The sequence below is a fragment of the Chitinophaga sp. 30R24 genome (assembly GCF_049056765.1).
In the GTDB taxonomy this organism is placed as follows: domain Bacteria; phylum Bacteroidota; class Bacteroidia; order Chitinophagales; family Chitinophagaceae; genus Chitinophaga.
The window spans coordinates 1306752-1331301 of sequence record NZ_JBJGXX010000001.1 but is presented as its reverse complement, the minus strand read 5'-3'; the positions used below and the strand labels follow the sequence as shown (position 1 = coordinate 1331301).

The 24550-nt window shown below is 44.9% G+C and carries 20 protein-coding genes; 12 read left to right on the top strand and 8 right to left on the bottom strand.

The features are described 5' to 3' along the window. The first annotated feature begins 168 nt into the window (after positions 1–168). The 8 genes from gldA to ACDQ55_RS05595 all read left to right on the top strand — a co-directional run bounded on the left by gldA (position 169) and on the right by ACDQ55_RS05595 (position 7313). Entirely contained in the window at positions 169–1104 is a 936-nt protein-coding gene (gldA, locus tag ACDQ55_RS05630; protein ID WP_420980228.1) for a gliding motility-associated ABC transporter ATP-binding subunit GldA, read from the top strand. 47 nt (positions 1105–1151) lie between these two features. Then, positions 1152–2441 carry a phosphopyruvate hydratase gene (gene eno, locus ACDQ55_RS05625; RefSeq protein ID WP_420980227.1) on the top strand — a complete coding sequence of 430 codons (1290 nt, stop codon included), beginning with the start codon at positions 1152–1154 and terminating at the stop codon, positions 2439–2441. Between the two features lie 134 nt (positions 2442–2575). Next, positions 2576–2887 (top strand): FtsB family cell division protein, encoded by a 312-nt coding sequence (locus ACDQ55_RS05620; protein ID WP_420980226.1) that lies wholly within the window; start codon positions 2576–2578, stop codon positions 2885–2887. Between the two features lie 133 nt (positions 2888–3020). Further along, complete coding sequence (locus tag ACDQ55_RS05615; protein ID WP_420980224.1) at positions 3021–3239, top strand: hypothetical protein; 219 nt, start codon at positions 3021–3023, stop codon at positions 3237–3239. Between the two features lie 39 nt (positions 3240–3278). Further along, on the top strand, positions 3279–3926 hold the full coding sequence (nth, locus tag ACDQ55_RS05610) for an endonuclease III (RefSeq protein ID WP_420980222.1): 648 nt from the start codon (positions 3279–3281) through the stop codon (positions 3924–3926). Between the two features lies 1 nt (position 3927). After that, positions 3928–4656: a YqjF family protein gene (locus ACDQ55_RS05605; protein ID WP_420980221.1), complete on the top strand. Its 729-nt coding sequence runs from the start codon at positions 3928–3930 to the stop codon at positions 4654–4656. Positions 4657–4820: 164 nt separating this feature from the next. Continuing rightward, a complete protein-coding gene (locus tag ACDQ55_RS05600) occupies positions 4821–6035 on the top strand; it encodes a nucleoside permease (RefSeq protein ID WP_420980220.1) in 1215 nt (404 codons plus the stop codon). Between the two features lie 87 nt (positions 6036–6122). Then, on the top strand, positions 6123–7313 hold the full coding sequence (locus tag ACDQ55_RS05595; protein ID WP_420980219.1) for a Gfo/Idh/MocA family protein: 1191 nt from the start codon (positions 6123–6125) through the stop codon (positions 7311–7313). Positions 7314–7373: 60 nt separating this feature from the next. Here the strand turns inward: ACDQ55_RS05595 and ACDQ55_RS05590 are convergent, their stop codons facing one another. Both ACDQ55_RS05590 and ACDQ55_RS05585 read right to left on the bottom strand, forming a co-directional pair. Further along, positions 7374–7961 carry a DUF6134 family protein gene (locus ACDQ55_RS05590; RefSeq protein ID WP_420980218.1) on the bottom strand — a complete coding sequence of 196 codons (588 nt, stop codon included), beginning with the start codon at positions 7959–7961 and terminating at the stop codon, positions 7374–7376. Between the two features lie 136 nt (positions 7962–8097). After that, positions 8098–9948: a 2-oxoacid:acceptor oxidoreductase subunit alpha gene (locus ACDQ55_RS05585; protein WP_420980217.1), complete on the bottom strand. Its 1851-nt coding sequence runs from the start codon at positions 9946–9948 to the stop codon at positions 8098–8100. Positions 9949–10228: 280 nt separating this feature from the next. Here ACDQ55_RS05585 and ACDQ55_RS05580 point away from each other — a divergent pair, with 280 nt between their 5' ends. Further along, positions 10229–10975, top strand: coding sequence for a Bax inhibitor-1/YccA family membrane protein (locus tag ACDQ55_RS05580; RefSeq protein ID WP_420980216.1), 747 nt, complete (start codon positions 10229–10231; stop codon positions 10973–10975). Between the two features lie 589 nt (positions 10976–11564). Here the strand turns inward: ACDQ55_RS05580 and ACDQ55_RS05575 are convergent. The 6 genes from ACDQ55_RS05575 to ACDQ55_RS05550 form a co-directional block, all read right to left on the bottom strand. Beyond that, positions 11565–12989 carry a 2'-5' RNA ligase family protein gene (locus tag ACDQ55_RS05575; RefSeq protein ID WP_420980214.1) on the bottom strand — a complete coding sequence of 475 codons (1425 nt, stop codon included), beginning with the start codon at positions 12987–12989 and terminating at the stop codon, positions 11565–11567. A gap of 9 nt (positions 12990–12998) precedes the next feature. Then, positions 12999–14267: a kynureninase gene (gene kynU / locus ACDQ55_RS05570; RefSeq protein WP_420980212.1), complete on the bottom strand. Its 1269-nt coding sequence runs from the start codon at positions 14265–14267 to the stop codon at positions 12999–13001. 412 nt (positions 14268–14679) lie between these two features. Next, the gene (locus ACDQ55_RS05565; RefSeq protein ID WP_420980211.1) at positions 14680–18228 is read right to left on the bottom strand and encodes an efflux RND transporter permease subunit; all 3549 of its coding nucleotides are present in this window, start codon (positions 18226–18228) and stop codon (positions 14680–14682) included. A gap of 28 nt (positions 18229–18256) precedes the next feature. Then, positions 18257–19378 carry an efflux RND transporter periplasmic adaptor subunit gene (locus ACDQ55_RS05560; RefSeq protein WP_420980209.1) on the bottom strand — a complete coding sequence of 374 codons (1122 nt, stop codon included), beginning with the start codon at positions 19376–19378 and terminating at the stop codon, positions 18257–18259. A gap of 35 nt (positions 19379–19413) precedes the next feature. Continuing rightward, positions 19414–20772 carry a TolC family protein gene (locus tag ACDQ55_RS05555; RefSeq protein WP_420980207.1) on the bottom strand — a complete coding sequence of 453 codons (1359 nt, stop codon included), beginning with the start codon at positions 20770–20772 and terminating at the stop codon, positions 19414–19416. A 4-nt stretch (positions 20773–20776) separates the two neighbouring features. Continuing rightward, on the bottom strand, positions 20777–21388 hold the full coding sequence (locus ACDQ55_RS05550; RefSeq protein ID WP_420980206.1) for a TetR/AcrR family transcriptional regulator: 612 nt from the start codon (positions 21386–21388) through the stop codon (positions 20777–20779). A gap of 166 nt (positions 21389–21554) precedes the next feature. Here ACDQ55_RS05550 and ACDQ55_RS05545 point away from each other — a divergent pair, with 166 nt between their 5' ends. The 3 genes from ACDQ55_RS05545 (at position 21555) to serC (ending at position 24522) form a co-directional block, all read left to right on the top strand. Continuing rightward, on the top strand, positions 21555–22163 hold the full coding sequence (locus ACDQ55_RS05545) for a DUF502 domain-containing protein (RefSeq protein WP_420980205.1): 609 nt from the start codon (positions 21555–21557) through the stop codon (positions 22161–22163). A gap of 78 nt (positions 22164–22241) precedes the next feature. Then, positions 22242–23222 (top strand): zinc dependent phospholipase C family protein, encoded by a 981-nt coding sequence (locus tag ACDQ55_RS05540; RefSeq protein ID WP_420980203.1) that lies wholly within the window; start codon positions 22242–22244, stop codon positions 23220–23222. A 190-nt stretch (positions 23223–23412) separates the two neighbouring features. Then, positions 23413–24522 carry a 3-phosphoserine/phosphohydroxythreonine transaminase gene (gene serC, locus ACDQ55_RS05535; protein ID WP_420980202.1) on the top strand — a complete coding sequence of 370 codons (1110 nt, stop codon included), beginning with the start codon at positions 23413–23415 and terminating at the stop codon, positions 24520–24522. Positions 24523–24550 lie beyond the last annotated feature (28 nt).

The following is a 24550-nucleotide window of genomic DNA, read 5'->3' as shown; positions in this document are numbered from 1 at the left end:
ATAACCGTTACCGTTTTAAATCAGCTGCTTTGGTAAAGGTTGGTAATCCATACGGTTTTTAGCGATCTATCCTTCACTACGGCCCCGAAGGCTGAATCGTTAAAAGCAACGGGTTATATTATCCCATTTTTATAGTACATTAGTTGCCGCAAAACGTGCAAGCATACAATGTCGATCCAGGTATCAGAACTCAGTAAAATATACGGCGAACAACGGGCGGTAGATGCGATTTCCTTTGAACTCAAAAAAGGAGAGATCACCGGTTTCCTGGGTCCTAATGGGGCCGGGAAATCCACTACCATGAAAATGATCACTGGCTTTTTGCCTCCCAGCAGTGGAACAGCCAGCGTATGCGGTTTCGACATTGTAACCCAATCGCTGGAGGTACGCCGGCGCGTAGGTTATCTGCCAGAATCCAACCCTTTGTACTACGACATGTATATTGGGGAATTCCTGGAATTTATTGCCGGGGTGCATCAATTGGGAAAAATAGGCCGGCAACGGATAGATCAGGTGGTAAAATTAACGGGGTTGCAACCGGAGCGCCACAAGAAAATAGGCGCCTTATCCAATGGCTATAAACAAAGGGTAGGTATTGCTCAGGCCTTATTGCACGATCCCGAAGTATTGATCTTGGACGAGCCTACTACTGGCCTGGACCCCAACCAACTGGCAGACATCCGGCAACTGATCAAGGAATTGGGCAGCAACAAAACCGTCATCCTGTCTACCCACATTATGCAGGAAGTAGAAGCTCTCTGCGACCGGGTGATCATTATCAATAAAGGAAAGATCATCGCAAACGACACCCTTATCCGTTTACAGCAACATAATACCCAACAGGGCTATCTACAGATAAGCTTCGGGGAGCCTGTAACCGTGGCTGAACTGGCAGCCATTCCTGGCGTATCACGCGTACTGGCCCGGGAAGATCATACCTGGCAGTTGTTTACGAATGAAGTAGATAACGTGAGAAAAAACCTGTTACAATTTGCTTTGATTAATAACCGGAACATACTTTCTTTGCAGAGCAATTCGCAAAGCCTGGAATCTATTTTCAGGGAGCTAACGAAAGCTGCCGGGCCCATCACCGCAACAAATTGATGGTGAAGCGATACATTAAATAGCTAACAATATTAACATTTCGAATTATGAGTACTATTTCAGAAATCCATGCCAGGCAGATTCTTGACAGCCGTGGTAATCCTACAATTGAGGTTGATGTAACCACCGAAGACGGACATTTTGGCCGTGCAGCCGTGCCATCTGGCGCTTCTACTGGTAAGCACGAAGCAGTGGAACTGCGTGACAATGATAAAACGGTTTACATGGGTAAAGGCGTGCTGCAGGCCGTTAATAATGTGAATGAAATCATTGCCGAAGAGCTGGTAGGCTGGGAAGTAACAGATCAAGCGGGTATCGATAAAATGCTGATCCAACTCGATGGTACTCCAAATAAAGCCAAGTTGGGTGCTAATGCTACCCTGGCAGTGAGCATGGCCGTAGCAAAAGCTGCTGCCGAACAAACCAATCAACCACTGTACCGCTACCTGGGTGGTGTAAACGCATTTACCCTGCCTATCCCTTTAATGAACATCATTAACGGTGGCGTACACGCAGATAATAAAATCGACTTCCAGGAATTCATGATCGTTCCAGTAGGCGCACCTACTTTCTCTGAAGGTTTACGCTGGGGCGTGGAAATTTTCCACCACCTGAAATCTGTACTGAAAAAGAAAGGTTACAGCACCAACGTAGGCGACGAAGGCGGTTTTGCTCCGGAAATCCAGAGCAATGAAGAAGCTATCGAAACTGTACTGGAAGCAATCAAAGTAGCAGGCTATGAGCCAGGCGCCCAAGTAGCTATCGCTCTCGATGCAGCCAGCAGCGAAATGTACAACGAAGCTACCAACACCTATACTTTCTATAAGAGCTCCAAGAAAGAAATCAGCAGCGATGAAATGGTGGCTTTCTGGACAGAGTGGGTAAACAAATATCCTATCGTTTCTATCGAAGATGGTATGGCAGAAGACGATTGGGCCGGTTGGAAAAAACTGACCGAAGCAGTTGGCAACCGTGTACAACTGGTAGGTGACGATTTGTTCGTAACCAACGTAATACGCCTGAAAGAAGGTATCGATAAAGGTATCGGCAACAGCATCCTGATCAAAGTAAACCAGATCGGTACTATTACTGAAACCATCGGTGCGGTGAACATGGCGCACAAAGCTGGCTATACTTCTATCATGAGCCATCGCTCTGGTGAAACAGAAGATACCACTATTGCTGACCTCGCTGTAGCGCTGAACTGCGGCCAGATCAAAACTGGTTCTGCTTCCCGTACAGACCGCATGGCTAAATACAATCAGTTACTGCGTATCGAAGAAGAATTAGGCGAAGTGGCAGTGTACCCAACCAATGCAATCAGCGTTAAAAAATAATCTTCCTAAAAAGATTCTTTACCATAACTGCCCATTCCGACTCTTGCCGGAATGGGCTTTTTTATCTCATGTAAAGCGAGTTATCATTATATTTTCAACAATGGTTTTCTGATAATTATCCGTATTTTGCGAGTATGTCGAGGTTTTCTTCCATAAAGTTCCCGAAGTTCCTGAAGAATAAATTCTTCATAGCTTTTGCCGCATTTGTAATATGGGTTTCTTTCCTGGATAAAACCAACCTCATGTACCAGTACCAGTTTCAGGCCGAAGTCAATAAACTGGAAAGTGAAAAGGAGTTTTTTATACAAGAGATCAAACAAACCCGTGAGGAACAACAGGAACTCCTTTCCAGCCCTGAAAAACTAGAGAAATTTGCCCGCGAAAAATATTATATGAAGAAAGATAATGAAGACCTGTTCATTATTGCACCTGCCTCACAGGAATAAATCACTTATTATCAACTACTATTCTTCTCCTCCTCTACGTGTATTTTAAAATTTTATTTTAAATTAACAATAGATTCTTCTCTTATATCGTTTATTAAGGCAGAACCTATTTTTAGTATTAAAACAATAATGCATGAGTAATTTTACACTTTCTGTACTGTCTACCCTGTGTCTTGTAACTAAAAGCGATATAAAACATCCTCAAGACGATCTTTCTTTCACACAGGAAGAACAGGCTAGCTTTGAAGATATCCAAACCGCTCTTAACAGCGTACGCTATGCTCCCAGGGCCACCACCCTGCAAGCTATTTTCGATTACGCCAATAACCAAACACCACAAGAAGAAAAGTAGCCACGTTTATACTTTTTCCATTTTTCCTATCTTTATGGCATGACTCAAAAAGAGCGTTATGCATTTGTTCTCAAGTACTTTGAGGAACATGCTCCCAATGCCGAAACAGAATTAATCTACGACAATCCCTACCAACTCCTGGTAGCAGTTATCCTGTCTGCTCAATGTACAGATAAACGGGTAAATATGACCACTCCTGCCATCTTTGAGCAATACCCGGATGTATATGCACTTAGTAAAGCTACTTTCGATGACCTGTTTCCGCTGATACGCAGTATCAGTTACCCTAACAACAAAACCAAACATCTCATTGGAATGGCACAAATGGTAGTGGAAGATTTTAACGGTGAAATCCCCGCTACAGTACCGGAATTAGTAAAATTACCCGGCGTTGGCCGCAAAACTGCCAATGTGGTCACCTCCGTGGTGCACCAGCAACCCAATATGGCGGTAGATACCCACGTATTCAGAGTATCTGCCCGTATAGGACTTACCTTAAATGCAAAAACACCGCTGCAAACAGAACAACAGCTGCTGAAACATATTCCTAAAGACAAAGTACATATTGCCCATCACTGGCTAATCTTGCATGGCCGCTATGTTTGTGTAGCCAGGAATCCCAAATGTGGAGAATGTGGTTTAAGACCAGCCTGTAAGTATTACGCCAAGCTCATTAAAGCCAGTTAATATGCGCCCTTTCCTGACAGCTGCCTGGAGAAACCTGTTAATGATCAACTTTGAAGCAGATCCGGCTGTGCTCAAGCCTTACCTGCCTGCCCATACGGAACTGGATACCTGGAATAATACCCATTATGTCAGTCTGGTAGGATTCCTCTTTCAAAATACCCGCGTAAAAGGACTCAGCTTACCTGGCCACCGCACTTTTGAAGAAGTAAACCTTCGCTTCTATGTGCGTTACAAACAAAACAATGAATGGAAACGGGGAGTGGTATTTGTAAAGGAGCTAGTACCCAAACCCCTGATCACTTTTGTTGCGAATACCCTTTACAAGGAAAAATATGCAACACATCCTATGAGTCACCAGTGGGCGTATCCAGATGAAACTTCCCTGGCGGTTACTTACCGTTGGAAGGTACAGGAGGAATGGAATCATTTATCCGCTGTTGCAAACAGGGCTTCCCAATCCATTATACCTGGCAGCGAAGCAGAATTTATTGCAGAACATTATTGGGGCTATACCCAGCTAAACCACACCACCACCGGAGAATATGAAGTAACCCACCCACAATGGCGGCTACATCCTGTGAGCAGTTTCGATTATTATTGCAGCACCCGGGTGCTGTATGGCGAAGGCTTTGAAGAAATATTGCAGCAACACCCACGTAGCGCTTTATTGGCAGAAGGTTCAGGCATTGCAGTAATGCCCGGCAAAAAAATTACCGGCAGCATCGTATAGGTTAAACCACCTGGCTACACGCAGAAAAAATAGATTACCTGTATTCAATAGCCGTTAAACCGCCATCGTTTCAACGGCTCATCATTAATTTTATCTACAATTATTAAAGATTTACTATCTTAAACGGTTCATCAAGCTAAATCAATTTTTAAAGTATTGTCGTTATGAAGTCAGCTATTAGGGTACAACTATCGTTTATGATGTTCCTCGAATTTTTTATCTGGGGAGCATGGTTTGTGACGTTGGGCACCTTTGTATTAAAAAACCTGGAAGGCACCACCGATAGCCAGGTGGGCGTAGCATTTCTCACCCAATCTATTGGCGCTGTTATTGCCCCCTTTATTGTAGGCATTATTGCAGACCGTTTTGTTTCCGCACAGGTCATCCTGGCGGTGATACATCTGGTAGGAGCAGCGCTGCTGTGGACCTGTTCCGGCATGACCAGCTTCGATAACTTTTATCCTGTGCTGCTCGTGTATATGATCCTGTACATGCCTACACTGGCATTGGTAAACTCCATCTCTTTCCGTCAGATGCATGATCCTAGCAAAGAGTTCTCTTTCATTCGTGTATTCGGTACGGTAGGATGGATCATTGCTGGCTTGCTGATAGGCTGGCTGCAGTGGGAGCAAACCAATTCACTGGCGCTTACCTTTAAAATGGCGGCTGGCGCCTCCCTGTTATTGGGCCTGTTCAGCTTCACACTACCCAAAACACCGCCTACTAAAAAAGGCACGCAGATCTCTGTGAAAGAAATTCTCGGACTGGATGCTATCCGTATGCTGAAAAGCCGCTCGTATCTGCTGTTTTTCCTGGCTTCTATCGCCATCTGTATCCCGCTGGCATTTTATTACAACTTCACTAATCCTTTCCTGAATGAAATTGGCATGAAAGCCGCTGCCGGCAAACAGTCTATGGGACAAATGTCGGAGTTTATTTTTATGCTGATCATGCCTGTATTCTTCTCCAAGCTGGGCGTCAAAAAAATGCTGGCATTGGGTATGCTCGCCTGGGTAGTGCGCTATACCCTGTTTGCCTATGGTAATGTGGATGCCAATAACTGGATGCTGATCTCAGGCATTGTGTTGCATGGTATATGCTACGACTTTTTCTTCGTAACGGGTCAGATCTATACAGATAAAGTAGCTGGTGAAGAGTTCAAAAGCTCTGCACAAGGCTTCGTTACATTAGCCACTTATGGCGTAGGCATGCTCATTGGATTCCTGATCTCCGGTCCTATTGTAGAAGCTTACAAAACAGGACCAGACACCCACAACTGGCACAGCATCTGGCTGATCCCTGCAGGTATTGCAGCGGTAGTTTTAGTACTGTTTATGTTATTTTTTAAAGATAGCAATAGCAAACAAAAGGCTTTGTAAAAAGATCCTCTTGATATGGGTATTAAAGATGCCAGCAGGCATTTTTAATACCCGTCTTTTTATCACCCTTAAATCAACAACGGTTTTATGGCAAAAATTGCAATGCTGGGTTCCGGCTTCATTGCCCGGTTCTATGCAGATTCGCTGCAAGGTCAGCGTAGCCGGGATAAGATTGTAAGCGTATATTCCCGCAGGGAGGAAAGCGCACAAAAGTTTGCGGAAGATTATCTGGTAGCGCACCAAACCACTATTATGGAAGAGGCCATCGCTCATCAGGAAGTAGAGGTAGTATGTATTTCGCTTCCCAATAATCTACACGAAGCAGCGGTAAACCTCTGCTGCAAACATAAAAAAGGCGTGATCTGTACCAAGCCACTTGGACGCAATGCTGCAGAAGCCAAAAGAATGCTGGAAGCAGTGGAACAGGCAGGCATCTTTAATGGCTACTTGGAAGACCTGGTATATACACCTAAATTCCTGAAAGCGTTAGAAAGCATACAGAAGGGCGCACTAGGGAGGATACTTTGGGCCAAGTCGAGGGAAACCCACCCTGGCCCGCATAGCGAATGGTTCTGGGACAAAGAACAGGCAGGCGGCGGTTGCATTCTCGACTTAGGCTGTCATTGTGTGGAAATCAGCCGTAGTTTCATTGGTAAGGATATCAAACCAATTGAAGTGATGTGCTGGGCAGACACACAAGTAAAACCTATCGATGCAGAAGACCATGCTATAGGCCTGGTGAAATACGAAAATGGCGCTATTGGTCAGTTTGAGGTAAGCTGGACCTTCCGTGGCGGGCTGGATTTACGCGATGAGGTGATGGGGTCTGAAGGCACTATCTGGCTAAACAGCTTCCTCCGCACCGGCTTCGATATGTTCACCACCGGCAAGGGTGCAGATTATGTGGCCGAAAAGGCGGAAAGTAATTCCGGCTGGCTGTTCCCTGTAGGCGATGAGCTCAACGAACTGGGCTACAATCATATGTTTACTGATATGTTCAACGCCATGGAAAATGGCCATGCTGCACGCGAAACCTTTTACGATGGCTACGTAGTAAACGCTATACTGGATGCTGCTTATAAAAGCGCGGCCACCAAGCAGTGGGAACCAGTGCAACTGGACATATGGCGAGGACAAGAGGGCCTTTCCAGCACCAAAACCTTAACGGATTATAATGATCAGTATTACCTGGTGAAGGAAGAAGTAACTCATTTTGGCGCGAAAAAACTGATCCTGAAAGACAAGATTACGGGGCAAATAATAGATAAGGTGTTATGATTTTTTAATTGTCCTGGTGACCTCATTTACCAGGACAATTGAATTAGCCGGTCAAACTGGTTATATCCTAACGAAAATAGCTTTACCCAGGGTATGATTCACCTCTACTGATACTAGCAAGCCATTTTCGTATTTATAGACATTCTTTTTACCTTCCGGTAGCAATAACTCATATATACCTCCTCCAACAGACTTGATGGGTAAAAAACGCCCCAACGTTTCTGAAAATACACGATTTACCTGTTTAGGTTCCGTGAAATACAGATCAGCCACACAGTCTGCTATTTCTGCATTATCAATAATGGATCTTTCCCCATTTACAATCACCGTATACTCTTTTCCGTTACGGCGGGTAATGGTTTGCTTATCTTCTCCGCTTTTACCGGATATACGGGAAGATTTGGCTGCCGTCAGGATATTATTCGTGTACTCATTAAAAATATCACTGTTCACCTTAGATAGCATCACCTGTATACGCGTTTTAATACTGATGCTTTTAGCTGACCCGCTCATTTTGCGATTGGCTTCAATGATGCCTACAGCATGATTAGCAATACGTACTTCGAAAGTACTAGTCTGAGCATGCGTCTGTAAAAAAAATACAGCTACTGGTACAACGGTAACCAACAAACGAAAAAAACTATTCATAATAGTTAGCTTAAACTGACAAAAAAATATTTGGGAAGAGGTAGCTGTAAATATCTCTCCTTATAGAAAAATACAAAAAATCCTGCCACAATGGGCAGGATTTTTTACGGTATTCGGTATTCGTTAAAGGAGTAAGCTATGCCAGCATTTCTTTGATCTTAGTGACCAGTTCACTTTTGGTAATAGGCACGCCCATAATTTTATGATAACCTTGAGCATCAATGAGATATTGATCTCGTATAATTTTAATCAGTTGACCGTTATTGATTTCAGGGATCAGTACTTTATCGTAGCTGGCCAATATTTCACCTAAATTTTTAGGGAAAGGACGGAGATGGCGGATATGTGCGTGCGCCACTTCATGGCCTTCAGCCAGGAGGTCGAGCACTGCGCTTTTAATGGCTCCATAGGTAGAACCCCATCCCAGTACCAGCACTTTTCCTTTTTCAGGTCCCAGTTCTATTTTTTGCAGTGGAATATGATCGGCGATCTTATCTACTTTTTCCTGGCGGATTTTCACCATCAGCTGGTGGTTTTCCGGGTCGTAGCTTACATTACCGGTAATGTTTTGTTTCTCGAGGCCGCCGATACGGTGTTCCAGGCCAGGAGTACCGGGCACAGCCCAGGGGCGTACCAGGTTTTCATCGCGATGGTAAGGGAGGAAGCTATCTTCCCCTTCGGAAAGGGCTTTCTTGAACTTTACGTCAATGGCTGGTAGGTCGGCTGCCTTCGGAAAGCGCCATGGTTCCGCACCATTAGCGATATATCCGTCGCTAAGGAAGATCACGGGGGTCATATGCTGCACGGAGATACGGAAAGCTTCAAAGATAGCGTCGAAGCAGTCGGCTGGCGTTGCCGCCGAGATCACCGGCATCGGACATTCCCCGTTACGGCCGTAGTAAGCTTGTAAAAGGTCTGATTGCTCCGTTTTGGTAGGCAACCCGGTAGAGGGTCCGCCACGTTGGATATCTATAATAATCAAGGGAATTTCCAGCATCACCGCCAGCCCCATTGCTTCGCCTTTCAGCGCCATACCCGGACCAGAAGTAGTGGTAACACCCATATGGCCGCCGTAGGAAGCGCCAATGGCAGAAGTGATCCCTGCAATTTCATCTTCCGCCTGGAAAGTACGTATACCAAAGTTTTTAAAGCGGCTCAGCTCATGTAGAATATCGGAAGCCGGAGTAATAGGATAAGTACCCAGGAACAGGGGCAGGTTAGCTTTTTGGGAAGCCGCCACCAGGCCATAGGCCAGGGCAGTATTACCGGTAATGCTGCGGTAAGTACCTGGCTCCATACGGGCTTTTTCTACGCGATAGCGGGTAGAAAAGGCTTCTACCGTGTCTGCGAAATTATAACCAGCACGCAGTACTTTCAGGTTACTTTCCAGGATTTCAGGTTTTTTACCAAATTTCTCCTGCAGGAAGTTTTCTGTACTTTCCATATTGCGGTCGTACAGCCAGTAGAGGAAGCCCAGCACAAACATGTTTTTGGCGCGGTCTTTCTCTTTCATGCCCAAACTGGTATCCTTCAGCGCTTCCCGGGTCATTTTGGTAACGTCCATGGTATGCAGCTGATAAGCAGCGAGGGAGCCATCTTCTAGTGGGTTTACACCTTCCGGATAATTGGCCAGGCGTAGGTTTTTAGCATCAAAACCGTCTGTATTGGCCAGGATGATCCCGCCCTTTTTAAGGCCCTTCAGGTTAGCTTTCAGAGCGGCAGCATTCATCACCACCAGTACATCACAAGCATCGCCCGGAGTAAATATCCTGTTGGAAGAAAAATGTAGCTGGAAACCGCTCACACCAGGCAAAGTACCGATCGGGGCACGTATTTCCGCTGGAAAATCCGGGAATGTGCTCAGATCATTACCCACTAAAGCGGTGTTGTTTGAAAACTGGGTACCTGTTAACTGCATCCCGTCCCCACTGTCGCCTGCAAATTTTATCACTACATCCTCCAGCTGTTGAATCGAAGTATTAGGCATCTATTATCGTTTAAAATATTCTTATTTAAAGATGTAAATTTAGGTAATCGGGCGGTAGATAACACTATGTTGGCAAAGATTGATCCCGATCAGGCACAAAAGTACACAACTTTAATAGACTATTAACGCGTCTGGGCAGCGCTCTCATTACTTATGGTTATGCGTGATAACCGAAAGTTATTGGTTATAGAAATGCTAATTTTGCTTGAATATCTTATTGAAACTGAACATGTATTAAATCAAATCGTATTTTTAATCCATAAATTTTAAACTATACTTTATGGCACTATTTCAATCGAGCAACCCTGTACTGAATCAAGATGTGTACAATCGGGCGGTACCTATTGCCGGAGAGCGTATGACCGTGCGCGGCACCGTTAACAAAATGTCGTTTCTTTTTGTGTTATTGTTGGCAGCAGCTGTTTACAGTTGGGGGTTGATCGCTAAAGAAGAAATGGGTCTTGCCGGCATGCTGGCAATTGGTGGAGGTATCGTTGGTACGATCCTCGCATTCATTATGATTTTCAAAAAAACATGGTCAGCCTACCTGGCGCCTGCATATGCCCTGGCTGAAGGATTATTTTTGGGCGCTGTAACTGCTTTATTCAATGCCAAATACCAAGGCATTGCTTTTCAGGCGGTAGCGCTTACCATGGGCACATTTATTGCCATGCTGGTTTTATACCGTACAGGTGTGATCCGTGCCACTGCAAAATTAAGGGCTATTATTTTTACTGCCATGATGGGTATCCTGATTTTCTATCTGGCCACCTTTGTACTGGGAATATTTCATGTTAACATGCCCATGCTGGCTTTAGGCAGCCCATTAAGCATTGGCATTTCCCTGTTTATCGTAGCAATTGCTGCCTTACGCCTGGTACTCAATTTCGACGAAATTGAATCTGGTGCGGCACAAGGCGTTCCGAAATATTTTGAGTGGTATGCTTCCTTTTCTTTATTACTTACCTTGATATGGTTGTATATGGAGATATTGAAATTATTGATGCAGTTCAATAACCGGAAATAACCGCATCCCTTTATTTTATTTAAAGCCTGGCTAAATAATATTGGCCAGGCTTTTTTATGCTTATTATCTAAAGATATGTTAATATGGCTACCACTAAAATAATATGGCACCGTAATTGCAAAAATAGATCATAACAACAAGTTCTTTTATATCTGAAAGCTGCCACATATGTAGGTAGAAAGCGTTGTGCAAGCATGAGCTATGCGGGGAAAGGGGATATTTTACAGATGGTATTTTTAATGTGCTTACACGCGATTAAGAATAACGATAGCAAAAGGCCAATTCAGGATATTAAACACATGCAATAGTTTGTTTTCATAGGGGTTAATCAAAAAGCCGGTTCCGTACGTCTGTGCGGCCGGCTTATTTTTGTGAATATGGGCCGCCTGTGGTAAAGGTTACTGGGCACAGCAGATTTAAAAGAAGGCAACATAAATTTCATCTTACCAATAGTAAAGATTCCTGATAATAAGGAAGCCTTATCTATTAAACAAACAAACTCAGCAATTCCACCGAACACTAAATAAAAAGCGGGTGTATCAAAAATTTGATACACCCGCTTCATTATTATTTTATAAGTGCGACTTTATCAGGCGCCACCTAATTTACATTTCTGTAATACTTCCCATGATTTACCGTTATGACGGAGGAAGTAGAGGTTATTTACCTTAAAGGTAGCCTCATATTCCTTGTTTTCATATTCGGGCCATGCTTTATTGAACTGTTCATCGTCGAGGTCTTTGAAGGCCACGGTAACGTGAGGAGTAAAGCCTGTGCGGGCCAGCATCGTACTGAAACCAAATTCCTTACGCAGGAAGTTGATCAGTTGACGGTGCATTGCCGACATGGTTTCACTTTTTTCCACGTTGATGAAGAGTACACGGTTTTGCTTATTCGGGAAAGTGCCGAAATTTTTCAGTGATACTTCGAAAGGCGCCTGTGTTTTGGCGAATTCCGTCAGTTCATCGCAGAAAGCTTTTTCCAGCGCTGGATCTGCTGTAAAAGGCACCTGCAGGGTGATATGAGGCAATACTTTCAATGCGTACATTGGGCCGTATTGTTCTGCAAATTCCTGTTTGATTTTTATGATTTCCTTACCTACTTCTGCAGTTGGCAGTAAAGCGATAAAGTATATTTTATTATCTGGTTTTGGTTCAAAGCGTTGAGGTCTGCCACTGCCGCCAGGTCTTGGCCTGCCGCCACCGCCGCCACGGTTAAATCCACCGCCGCCGCCACCGCGATTGAAACCACCGCCGCCACCGCCACGGTTGTATCCACCACCACCGCCGCGATCATAACCACCACCGCCGCCACGGTTGTATCCACCGCCGCCACCGCCGCGATCATAACCACCACCGCTGCCGCCACGGTCGTATCCACCGCCGCCGCCACGATTGTAGCCACTACCACCACCGCGATCGTAACCACCACCGCTGCCACCGCGATTGTAGCCGCCACCTTCGCCACCACGGTCATATCCACCGCCGCCGCGATTATAGCCACCACCACTTTCGCCACCGCCGCGATTGTAACCACCGCTTTCGCCACCACCACGATTGTAGCCACCACCTTCACCGCCGCCGCTGCGATCGTAACCGCCGCCACCACGATTGTAGTCGCCACCACCACGGTCGTATCCACCACCGCCGCGATTGTAACCACCGCCGCCATAGCCGCCACTACCACGATCGTAACCACCACCGCCACCGCGGTTATAGCCACCGCTGCCACCGCTGTAGCCACCGCCACTGTTATAGCTATCGCGATTAAAATTACTACCACCATCACGGTAGCCACCGCCACCGCCATCACGATTGTAGTCACGCGGACGATATCCGCCTTCTCGATTGTAACCAGTGGACCCTTCTGAGCCACCGTTGTAGTCGGGTTTACCGCCTTCCCGCTCGTTATTTAAGTTGGGTTTGTCATCGCCTTTCTCCTTATTGGGATCATTCTCTTTGTTGGTATCAGAAGAGTAAGGCCTGCGGGGGCGTTCGTTTCTCTCAAAATTCATCTTACTTAATTAAGCGTTTGAAGCAATATTAGCTATGATTTCATAAAAATGAAATACGTCCTGATAGGAGTTATATAAAGGTGCCGGTGATACCCTAATAACTCCAGGCTCTCGCCAGTCAACGATTATACCGGCATCGGTCATTCGTTGATGTATTTCTTTACCTCTGTTTAGGAACAATAAAGATAACTGAGCGCCACGTTCATTATAATTTCCGGGTGTAATAATCTGGAAGTTTATGCCTTCTGTTTGTCGCAGCAGAAACTCCAGGTAATTAGTCATTTCTATACTTTTGCTACGTAAAGCGCCGATACCGGCCGCTTCAAATAATTCCAAGGATGCTTTCAGGCTTACCATATTAAACACCTGAGCGGTGCTTTGTTGCCATCCTTCAGCTTCTTTTTTAGGCACAAACCCTTTTCCCATTTTAAAACGCACGCTCTCTTCATTACCCCACCAACCACCTAAGCGAAGGAAATCGCGGTTGCTGGCGTGTTTCTCATGCACAAATGCGCCTCCTACCGCGCCGGGACCACCATTCAGGTACTTATAAGAGCACCAAACGGCAAAATCTACTTCCCAATTGTGCAATTCTACCGGTATATTTCCTGCTACGTGTGCCAGGTCGAAACCTGCATAAGCACCTGCTTTATGCGCAGCAGTTGTAATAGCGGGTATATCAAAAAACTGTCCGGTATAATAATTTATACCTCCAAATAAAACCAGTGCTAAGCTATCACTTTCTCTGTAAATTATCTCTAAAATATCTTCTGTCCTGATTAATTGTTCTCCTGGCCTCGGAGCAACTTCGATGATTGCAGTTGCCGGATCATAACCATGTAATTTTACCTGAGTTTCAACAGCATATTGATCACTGGGAAATGCTCCCGCCTCCATTAACACTTTAAACCGCTGTTTGTTTGGACGGTAAAAACTCAACATCATCAAATGCAGATTCACCGTCAGCGTATTCATGATAGTCAGCTCCTGCTGACTGGCTCCCATAATGCTCATTAATGGCTTACTGCAATATTGCTGGTAGTATAACCATGGATTTGTGGCCGCCCAATAACCTTCTACTGCATGTTGTTGCCAATCTGCCAGTTCCTGTTCAATAGCCGCTTTAACATTCTTTGGCTGTAATCCGAGCGAGTTGCCACAAAAATAAATAGCATCCTTTCCGTTACGCTGTGGAAAATAAAACTGGTCTCTGAATTTATGTAATGGATCCTTTTGGTCCTTCTCTTTAGCATATGCTAATGATGCTACGTACTCCATGGTCTTCCAATCTTACGCCTTATTTTTTATTTTTTCTTTAATGGCGGTTGTGCTGTTGTTGTCAAGTAAAGCTCCTACTAAATCTATCTCTAACTTAAACTTACTACTTATTGATATTACAGGCGAAATGGCCTAACTGTTTAAAACAGACTGTTATTTTTATTCTATTGCTTGATTATCATGGCATATAAGGCTAAGGCTGTATATGGCTAGTAACGTGTCAACTGTCTGAAGGGTCAAAAGTAATAAAGGCTGTTCAAAAGAAAATCATTCCAAGTGTTAAAATTTGTTAATGCTAATAAAAAAAGTGATTCTAACACAAGATACAAAAAAAATCCGTCCCGAAGAATCGGGACGGAGACTGTTAACCTACAACTGTTACACTGTATTGAAAAAAATCTTTATTTAACAATTAATTGACAGAAATCCCCACTTGCGGCGCCAAAACCGGTTCTTCTTTCACTACAGGCGCCGGGAAAAATTCATATGGCTTTGGCGAAACATACCTCGGGTCGTGCAGCTTTCTCACTTCTTCTCTGTTTAGCAATAACTTCAATACCAATACCAAAAAAGGAGCGTATTTCAGCCACCGTGGCATATTATACCTATCCAACACATCTATGGAACGTTTGTTCATCGCATACATTACCGGCACCAATACCAATGTCAGGAAAGTGGCAAACACCAACCCAAATACCATGGTCCAGGCCAAAGGCCCCCAGAACGCAACGTTATCGCCCCCAAAGAAAATATGCGGATTAAATTCACTGAACAAGGCGGCAAAGTCAATATTCAATCCCACTGCCAACGGTATAAGCCCCAGAATGGCAGCAATAGCCGTTAAAATCACGGGCGTCATCCGCGTACGACCCGCTTCCACTACGGCGTCATATACCGGCATCTGCTGCTGGATCAATAGGTCGGTAAATTCTACTAACACAATACCATTGCGCACTACTATACCTGCCAGCGCCATAATACCTACGCCAGTCATAACAATGGATATGCTCATCTTAAAGATAGAGAAGCCTAGGAATACCCCTATTATACTGAATAAAATTTCCATAAAGATGATCATAGGGCGGCCAATAGAGTTAAACTGGGTCACCATAATCATCAATATCAACCCAAAAGCGCTTAGCATAGCCACTAACAAAAAGTTCATGGTTTCCTGCTGGTCTTCCTGCTCACCCGTCATCTTAATCGCCACGGAATTAGGATGGGTAAAGTCCTGCAAGGCAGTTTCTATGTGCTGCACTACCTCATTGGCGTTAAAACCGGTGAGTACATTGGAGTATAATGTAATAACACGTTTTTGATCTATGCGCTTAATTCCAGCATATGTATTGGAGTAGTGAATATCCGCTACTGCAGACAATGGTACCTGCCGGATGGCGCCTCCCATATTCATATCGCGGTATACCAGGTTGAGGTTCATCAGGTTGTTGATATTATTCCGCTGATCCTCATTTAATCTTACCATGATCTTGTACTCGTCTTTTGCGTCGCGGATCTTGGAAGCTTCAAAGCCAAACAGCGCTGTACGTAGCGTACCTCCGATCTGACGGGTAGAAATACCTTCTGCATTGGCCCTTTCCCGGTCTATATTCACTACTATTTCCGGCTTATTGGCTTCAAAATCGCTTTTCAACTCTTCCACACCATCTATCTGCAAGGAATCCAGGTAACGTTTAAGTCTGAACGAAGAGCTGGTAAGCTCTTCAAAATTATCACCGGAGATCTCTATATTGACCGGCTTACCGGTTGGAGGGCCGCCCTGCTCTTGCTCTACCGTGATATTAGTACCCGGAATACCCTTCACGGCTTCACGGATCTTATCCAGATACTGTACCGTAGATTGTCCTTTTCTTGCGCCAAATTCTACAAAGGCTACCGTTACCTTGCCTTTCTGTGGCTGTACGCTCAGGTCCATTTGGGAAGGATCGCCGGCTCCCTTGGCCACATTAGAGATAATAGACTCCACAATAGGATTGTTGGCGCCCACCACATTAGTGATACGGTTTTCTACCAGGTGCGTAATGGAATCTGTGTATTTCTGGTCTGTTCCATTAGGCAGTTCTATATAAGTATAGATAAAGTTAGGATCTGCCTCAGGGAAAAATACCACCTTAGGGTTTCGTACAACAGTAAGCATGATACTGAAAATCAGCAATCCAAAAGTGGCTATTACAATCCATACCGGCCGCCAGCCAAGCAGGCACCATTTCAGGATAAGTTTATAACGCTCCTGCACTTTGGGCCAAAAGTGATGCTGGAAGCGACGTGCCACGCCACCTAACCAGAAACGCTCCAACACAATTATGCCATATACGAATAGCACAAAATTACCTACTCCCAAGCTGCCGTTGGCATAGCCGATCACCGCAGCCAGTGCAAATACACCCGAAAGGATGGTGAATTTCTTGTTGAACCGGGGCTTAGGCTGATGTTCATCTTCATGACGGTCCATAAAATCCACTGCAAAAACAGGGTTGATGATATAGGCTACTATGAGAGAGGCACCCAGGGTAGTAATAAGGGTTACCGGGAGGAAAAACATAAATTTACCAATTACGCCTGGCCAGAACAACAAAGGCACAAACGGCGCCAATACGGTGAGCGTGCCCGAAAACACCGGCAAAAATACCTCCCCCGCCGCAATTTTAGCCGCTTTCACTATACCCAGGTCTTTCCGCTGATTATAGATACGGTGCACATTTTCAATCACTACAATTGCATCATCTACCACAATACCCAATGCCAGCAAGAACGAAAACAATACCATCATGTTCAGGGTAAAGCCATAGATCGGCATAAGCAGAAAGGCAATAAACATGGAAATAGGCACAGATAGCGCCACAAAAATGGCATTTACTGCCCCCATAAAGAACATGAGGATTACGGTGACCAACAGGAACCCGATAATAATCGTGTTGATCAGATCATGCAGGGTTACACGGGTAGATTTAGACTGATCGGCCGTAATGGTCACTTCCAGGTTTTTAGGGAAGTAATTTTCCCGCATATCCTTGGCAATGGCCTGTATCTTGTCGGAAGCGTCTATCAGGTTCTTACCGCTTTGTTTAATTACGTTAAGCGTGATCACATTCTTTCCCTTGAGACGGGCGTAACTTTCCTGCTCCAGGAAACCGTCTACCACGTTGGCTACATCCTTCAGGTACACAGTGGCACCGGATTGCCCACGCACAATAATATTGCCGATACGGGCAGGGTCTTTATACTCCCCTTTAATGCTCAGGGTACGTTTCTGGCCATCCATTGATACCAGACCGCCGGAAATGGTGATATTCTCTCCCTGGATAGCACCGATAATATCTTCGAAACTGATTTTAGCAGCATCCATTTTGTATTTATCCACATTGATCTGGATTTCACGTTCCAGCTCCCCAACCAGATCTACCCGGGTAATTTCATTCAGTGCCTCTATGCGGTCTTTCATTTCGTCTGCATACTTTTTCAGGGTTTGCAGGTCAAAGTCGCCAGAAATATTTACATTCATAATAGGCATCTGGGAAACGTCTATCTTCACAATCTGTGGCTCCTGGGTAAGGTCCTGGGGCAAGTCTTTCCGGGCGTCGTCCACTTTCTCCCTTACCTGTTGACGGGCGGCTTCAATATCTTCATTGGCGTTAAACTCGATACTGATTGCAGAGAAATCCTGCATGGAAGTGCTCTTGATCTTCTTAACGCCGGAAATGCCATTCAACTGTTTCTCTATAGGTTTGGTCACCGTTGTTTCCATATCTTCCGGAGAAGTGCCGGCATTAATGGTATTGATATAGAACTGAGGGAACACGACCTCCGGAAACTGTTCCTTGGGTAATTTTATATAGGAAAGTATACCTGCAAACGCAATGATAATAGTGGCTACGTATATACTTACCTTATTATCAATGGCCCAACTGGTAGGCTTGAATTCTTTATTGAGATTGTCTTGCATACAACTTGGATTTAGCTTTGGGCCAGCTTTATAATTTAATCAGGTCGTTATCGTTCAGTCCCTGAAAACCAGTAGTCACGATCCTATCCCCTTTTTCCAGCCCTGTTTTGATTTCTGCCAGATCGTTATAGGTCCTGCCCATTTCAATAGTTTTACGTTGGGCTACCATTTTGCCGTTGGCGTTTTGAGCAATCACCACGAAAGGTTTACCGGAAGTGTACTGGATCACATTTACCGGGATCACCAAGGCGTTTTTAGCGGTATAATCTACAATGCTGATATGAGCGATCATATTAGGACGCAGCATGTTATCTGGCTGCAGGGGCACCTCAACCTTAATGGTACGGCTCAGGGGGTCAATAGTCCGGGAAGTAAAACCGATATTGCTGCGAATTTCACGGTGAATATCCGGGAAAGCGATTACCACCTGGTCGCCAGCCTTTAAAAGCCCGGCATAAGCTTCTGCAACATTGGCCGTTACTTTCAGATTGTTGGCATTTACCACGCGGAAAGCCGGTGAACCAGGAGCTGCATTATCTCCCAGTTTGGCGATCACGGCATCTACCGTACCGCTGATAGGGGCAATGATATGGGTTTGGGACAACTGGTCTTCCAGTGTGGCCATTTTCCTTTCCAGACTTTCTTTTTGATTTTTAGCGTTAAGATACTGTACTTCGGAACCTATCTTCTGGCTCCAGAGATTTTTTTGCTTTTCAAACAGGGTATTGGCCAGGTCCAGCTGGATACGGAGTTCAGCCATATTGGCCCGCAGCACCTGGTCATCTACCTGGGCCAGTGTTTGCCCTTTGCTAACCTGTTGTCCTTCTTTTACAAAAATAGCGGTGATTACTCCGGGTACACGGGCTGATACGTTCACGTTTTCGCGGGCATCTACACTACCCTGCACGTCAATAAAATGTTGGAATAAAGTATCGGTAATTTCCGCTACTGTTACGTCCTTCATTTTCTGCAGGCTATCTTTTGCGCCGATCTCTTTTTCGAGGGCAGCTATTTTCTTATCGATATCCTCATTGAATTTCGCTTTTTCCTGCTTCAACTGCTGCAGCTTAGCCGTTTTATTTTCGCCCCCACCGCATGCAGCCAATATCAGTGTGATGACAGGGACAAGGAAAGAATATTTTTTGTTCATATTAGTAATCGTAAATGGTGTTAATAATAATGATGCTATAGTTTACCGTATGCCCTTAAGAGGTCTATTTTGGCCACAATAGCGTTGAACAGGGCCGTAAAATAATTATTCTGTGCGGTGAGCAGGTCGTTTTCTGCAGTGGTCATTTCCAGGCTGGAACCCACGCCTTCCTTATATTTAATCTGGGTGGTCCGGTACACGTCCTGCGCGAGCTGCATATTTTTTTCCTGGGCTTCCAGGGTTAGCACGTTATTGCGGAAAGTAGATTCCGACTGTTCCCTTTCCAGGTCTATTCCTAATTTCAGGTTTTCCAAGTCTACCTCATTCTTTTTCACCACCAGGAAAGCCTGGTCTACCTGCCGCCTGCGTTGTAGGCCGGAAAAGATGGGGACAGAGAGATTGAGGCCGGTATTTATATACCCGTACCACACCTGGTTTTGCAGATAGTCGAATTTATCGCTGCCCCGGAGCGCGCCGGTAGCGCCGAATAATTGAAGGGAAGGCAAGCCTTTAAGCTTATATCTTTTCAGATCGTACTCATTGGCGCGTTTCTGTGTTTCCAACAGCTGATACTCTATACGCTGGGAATAATCAAATTTATCCATATCTAGCACACCAGCTACAATGCGGGCGGTAGACAGTGTATCCGTTAAGGTGATCGGCTGTTTCAACGGCATACCCATCTGGTATTTCAGGGAGGCGGTCCCCACTTCTATCAGGTTACGGAGCTTGGTTTGCTCTGTTTGCAGGTTGGTGTATTGTACTACCAGCCGGTCTACATCCAGTTTTTCTGCCAGTCCGTTCTGATATATCTCCTTGGTTTCACCAAGTATCCGTTCCAATGAATAAAGGTTTTCAGAGAGGATGTCTAGGGCTTTGTTTGCTGAAAGCACATTATAATAAGCCTTATAGACATTGGTTTTTACATCGATCTCTGTTTTAGTAACATTTTGCGCTACCAGGTCTTCCAGGGTTTTACGTGCCTGCAAGGCCACCAATACGCTAGGGTCAAAGAGCGTTTGAGTAAGCCGGAGCTCACCCAATAGGTTATGTGGTAGTTGGAAAGACACTACAGTAAAGGAATCTTTAGGCAAGCCAAAGTTCCTCATATTAAACATTTGTTTTTGGGTGATCGGGTTGTACTGATATGATCCCGTACCGGCAACGTTGGGTAAGGCCAGGCCACTTACCTCTTTATTTTTAGCCAACTGGATCAACTCATCCAGTTTGGCAGTTTTAACAGCTCCCTGATTGGCCAACGCATAGTCTACTGCTTCCTGGGCAGACAGTCGGATTGGCGCTGTGGTATTGGGCTGCTGAGCACCGGCCCTGGGGGCCATAGATAGCAGGCTTACCATAAAAGCCAGGCTGGTGAGCCTTTTGGTTGATAGCATAGTGTTATTTATTTTGCGATAGATGTTTATATTCTTCTATAAGCTGGTATCCTTTTAAAGAGGCCACCCCGTATAAGAAATTCTCCAGCAACACTTTCTGCACTTTGTTCATATCATAGCTCCCAGGGAAAACTTCTGGTTGAAAACACATCATACAAGCATGGACACGGTATTGTGTTAATATTTTAATGTCCAGGCTGGCACGGTATACGCCCTCCCGGATACCCCGTTCCATGTTCTCCCGGATCATGGCGGCGAGGGTATTATTCTGATAATCAATGAATACCTGCCAAGCGCGGGCATGGAACTTTTGCAGATCCAGTAAGATCACGGGATTCATGTTCCGGAGCCGGCGGTCTATCATATCCATCACGAGGAACAGTTCTTCTATCGCATCGCGGGCTTTTTCCCGGTCTGCGATACTTTCTTCATTAATGATATAAATGAACCGGCTGATAGCCTGAAGCACCATATCGTCTTTATCGATGAAATGGGCATATAATGTTTTCTTGGAAATGCCCATTCTTTCAGCGATATCGTTCATAGTAATAGCGCGTGTACCAAATTGGCGGAACAGGCTAAAGGCCGTGTCCATGATACGTTCCTGTACTTCCATATATGATCTCGTAATAACCGGTTCCTATGTAAACAAAACTATGGAAACTTTGCATACTTCCAAAGTTTCCAGTAATATTTTTTTATATGTAGCTCCATTTAATATCACAAAAAATTCAAACTCGCTTTCTGCTTTATTGTCTAATTTGCATATCTAATCACGAACCATGTCGCCAAAGCTTAGATTAAAAGTATTTGCATCACGACTGCTACGTTACTTCTTTCAGGGACTGCTTATTCTGGCGCCCATCGGTATTACTGCGCTTACCTTGTATTGGGCCTTTGTTACCATCGATAATATCATTCCCAGGGAATTACTTCCGGAAGACGCCTCCTTTAACTTTTTAAAGTACAAGGGAGTAGGATTTGTACTGGTATTATTGCTGATTATTGTAGTGGGTTATCTAAGCTCTTCTTTTATCATCGGCCGGATCTTTGATTTGTTCGACCATTTACTGGAGCGCACTCCTTTTATAAAATATATTTACACTTCCATTAAAGATGTATTTGATGCATTTGTGGGTGAAAAGAAAAAGTTTGATCACCCGGTACTGGTGCAGATCTACGGCGTAGATGTATGGGAGATGGGATTCATTACCCAAACCGATGTTACCAGTCTTGGGCTGGAAGGCCACATGGCCGTATACGTTCCCCACGCCTATGCAATTACCGGTAAGGTATTTATGGTACCTAAAGAGCGGGTAAAGCCACTCACCAATATATCTGCCGGCGATGCCATGAAATTTGCCGTAAGCGGAGGGGTTACCCATATCTGATTTTAATACTCCGGATTTACAGATTTTAATGTCTGTAAATCCGGAATCGCTATATTCGTTGACCAAAAATATAGTGATATGTTAACCCACACCTACCTACGTATTTCCGTATTATTTACAGCATTATTGTTTTCCTGTTCATTAGCTTACGGCTGGGGATTTTTTGCCCATCAGCGGATCAACCGGTTGGCAGTATTTGGCCTGCCTCCGGAAATGCTGATCCTATATAAGCCTTACCTGGAATACCTGAGCATACATGCCACAGACCCAGACAAACGCCGGTATGCCGTAGCCGCAGAAGGGGCTCGGCATTTCATAGACATTGACCTTTTTGACCAGCCGCCCTATTCAAAAATACCACATGGTTGGGCGGAGGCAGTAGCAAAATATAGCGCCGACAGTTTAAACAAGAACGGCCTGCTGCCCTGGCACCTGGAAAAAATGTTGGCACGGCTTAGCCAGGCATTCCGGGAAAAAGAACTACATCGCATTTTACAACTATCCGCAGAATTAGGCCATTATTTGGCAGACGCGCACGTGCCTTTACACGTTTGCGCTAATCATAACGGACAACTTACCGGACAAGAAGGCATTCATGGCTTGTGGGAATCCAGGATTCCGGAGTTGCTGGCCGACCAAACATTCAGCTACTGGACAGGCAGAGCGGTCTATATTCCAGATACCCGCCAGTACATCTGGGATATTATCCGGGTAAGCGGAATGGCTGCTGATACCGTATTGCGGCAAGAAAAAGCGTTAAGCCAACAGTTTGCGCCAGCGCGCCGGTTTGCATACGAAATGCGGAATGGCGTCATGGTACGCTCTTACGCCGAAGACTATGTGAAAGCATACTGTGTGTTGATGGGCGATATGGTAGAGCGAAGAATGAAGAACGCCATTACCGCAGTGGCATCGGCCTGGTATACTGCTTGGGTAAATGCCGGTCAGCCTTCATTACAAACGCTGGCACAAACGTCGCTGCCGGCCTCCGCCATTCAGGAAGCAGAAAAGTTGCAACTGGAATGGCAGCAGGGAAAACTACTGGTAAGAGAAGAATAATTTTCACGCAGCGAGGCAGCGTAATTGCAACGAGGTAAGGCTAAAATATTTACAGCAACACTAAATTTTTAGAAAAGATATTTTATCTTTGCTATTACCGTCTTTTAACCTGTCCTACACCACACGCGCCTTAGTGATTTTAAAATGCCCGTGCCGTTTTTTTTCCGTTTCCTTAGAAAAACCAAACAAAGTGGAAAAATCAAAAAATGAATTTAATCTGAACCGCAACATGAAGGTGCATAATTTTAACGCAGGTCCTTCTGTATTACCCAACGAGGTGTTGTACAAGGCCAGTAAGGCGCTGATCGACTTTGAGGGGTCTGGGATGTCTATACTGGAAATTGGCCACAGAACAGAACCGTTTATTGCGGTAATGGAAGAGGCGCGCAGCCTGGTGAGGGAACTGATGCAGCTTGATGACGACTTTGAAGTACTCTACTTGCATGGCGGCGCTACCACGCAATTCATGCAGGTGCCTATGAATCTGCTGGAAAGTAGTGAGTCGGCCGCATATGTAGATACCGGCGTTTGGGCCAATAAGGCCATCAAAGAAGCAAAATTGTTTGGCTATGTCGACGTAGTGGCAAGCTCCAAAGAAAGCAATTACAACCACATCCCCAAACAGTTTACCATTCCGCCGCAGGCCAGCTACCTGCACATCACCACCAACAATACCATTTATGGTACACAATGGCAGATGACGCCTGTTACCGACATACCCCTGGTAGCAGACATGAGCAGTGATATCATGAGCCGCAGTATGGATTTTAATAAGTATTCCCTGATCTATGCAAGCGTACAAAAAAACATGGGCGCCGCAGGCACCACCATGGTAGCCATACGCAAAAGTATTTTAGGAAAAGTATCCCGCAAGATTCCATCCATCCTGGATTACCGGAACCATATAGACAATGGTTCTATGCTGAATACACCTCCTGTTTTTGCAGTATATATTTCCATGCTTACCCTCCGTTGGCTGAAAGAACAAGGCGGCATCCCTGCCATTGAGAAAATCAATGATAAAAAAGCAGCATTGCTTTACGACGAAATTGATCATAACCCCCTGTTTCGTGGCACCGTAGTAAAAGAAGACCGTAGTAAAATGAACGCCTGCTTTATTATGGATAAACCCGAAATGGAAGAAGAGTTCCTAAAATTCTGTAAAAAAGAAGATATTGTAGGTATCAAAGGGCACCGCTTAGCCGGTGGATTCAGGGTATCTATGTACAATGCACTGCCTTATGAGAGCGTAGAAGTAATGGTGGAAGCCATGAAATACTTCTCTTTAAAGAAAGCATAACTAATCATTGCCGGTGCAACGCAACTAC

What these genes read in the sequence shown, in the direction of transcription:
- gldA (WP_420980228.1), top strand. Translation starts at nt 169, where the DNA reads ATGTCGATCCAGGTATCAGAACTCAGTAAAATATACGGCGAACAACGG.
- eno (WP_420980227.1), top strand. Translation starts at nt 1,152, where the DNA reads ATGAGTACTATTTCAGAAATCCATGCCAGGCAGATTCTTGACAGCCGT.
- ACDQ55_RS05620 (WP_420980226.1), top strand. Translation starts at nt 2,576, where the DNA reads ATGTCGAGGTTTTCTTCCATAAAGTTCCCGAAGTTCCTGAAGAATAAA.
- ACDQ55_RS05615 (WP_420980224.1), top strand. Translation starts at nt 3,021, where the DNA reads ATGAGTAATTTTACACTTTCTGTACTGTCTACCCTGTGTCTTGTAACT.
- nth (WP_420980222.1), top strand. Translation starts at nt 3,279, where the DNA reads ATGACTCAAAAAGAGCGTTATGCATTTGTTCTCAAGTACTTTGAGGAA.
- ACDQ55_RS05605 (WP_420980221.1), top strand. Translation starts at nt 3,928, where the DNA reads ATGCGCCCTTTCCTGACAGCTGCCTGGAGAAACCTGTTAATGATCAAC.
- ACDQ55_RS05600 (WP_420980220.1), top strand. Translation starts at nt 4,821, where the DNA reads ATGAAGTCAGCTATTAGGGTACAACTATCGTTTATGATGTTCCTCGAA.
- ACDQ55_RS05595 (WP_420980219.1), top strand. Translation starts at nt 6,123, where the DNA reads ATGGCAAAAATTGCAATGCTGGGTTCCGGCTTCATTGCCCGGTTCTAT.
- ACDQ55_RS05590 (WP_420980218.1), bottom strand. Translation starts at nt 7,961, where the DNA reads ATGAATAGTTTTTTTCGTTTGTTGGTTACCGTTGTACCAGTAGCTGTA.
- ACDQ55_RS05585 (WP_420980217.1), bottom strand. Translation starts at nt 9,948, where the DNA reads ATGCCTAATACTTCGATTCAACAGCTGGAGGATGTAGTGATAAAATTT.
- ACDQ55_RS05580 (WP_420980216.1), top strand. Translation starts at nt 10,229, where the DNA reads ATGGCACTATTTCAATCGAGCAACCCTGTACTGAATCAAGATGTGTAC.
- ACDQ55_RS05575 (WP_420980214.1), bottom strand. Translation starts at nt 12,989, where the DNA reads ATGAATTTTGAGAGAAACGAACGCCCCCGCAGGCCTTACTCTTCTGAT.
- kynU (WP_420980212.1), bottom strand. Translation starts at nt 14,267, where the DNA reads ATGGAGTACGTAGCATCATTAGCATATGCTAAAGAGAAGGACCAAAAG.
- ACDQ55_RS05565 (WP_420980211.1), bottom strand. Translation starts at nt 18,228, where the DNA reads ATGCAAGACAATCTCAATAAAGAATTCAAGCCTACCAGTTGGGCCATT.
- ACDQ55_RS05560 (WP_420980209.1), bottom strand. Translation starts at nt 19,378, where the DNA reads ATGAACAAAAAATATTCTTTCCTTGTCCCTGTCATCACACTGATATTG.
- ACDQ55_RS05555 (WP_420980207.1), bottom strand. Translation starts at nt 20,772, where the DNA reads ATGCTATCAACCAAAAGGCTCACCAGCCTGGCTTTTATGGTAAGCCTG.
- ACDQ55_RS05550 (WP_420980206.1), bottom strand. Translation starts at nt 21,388, where the DNA reads ATGGAAGTACAGGAACGTATCATGGACACGGCCTTTAGCCTGTTCCGC.
- ACDQ55_RS05545 (WP_420980205.1), top strand. Translation starts at nt 21,555, where the DNA reads ATGTCGCCAAAGCTTAGATTAAAAGTATTTGCATCACGACTGCTACGT.
- ACDQ55_RS05540 (WP_420980203.1), top strand. Translation starts at nt 22,242, where the DNA reads ATGTTAACCCACACCTACCTACGTATTTCCGTATTATTTACAGCATTA.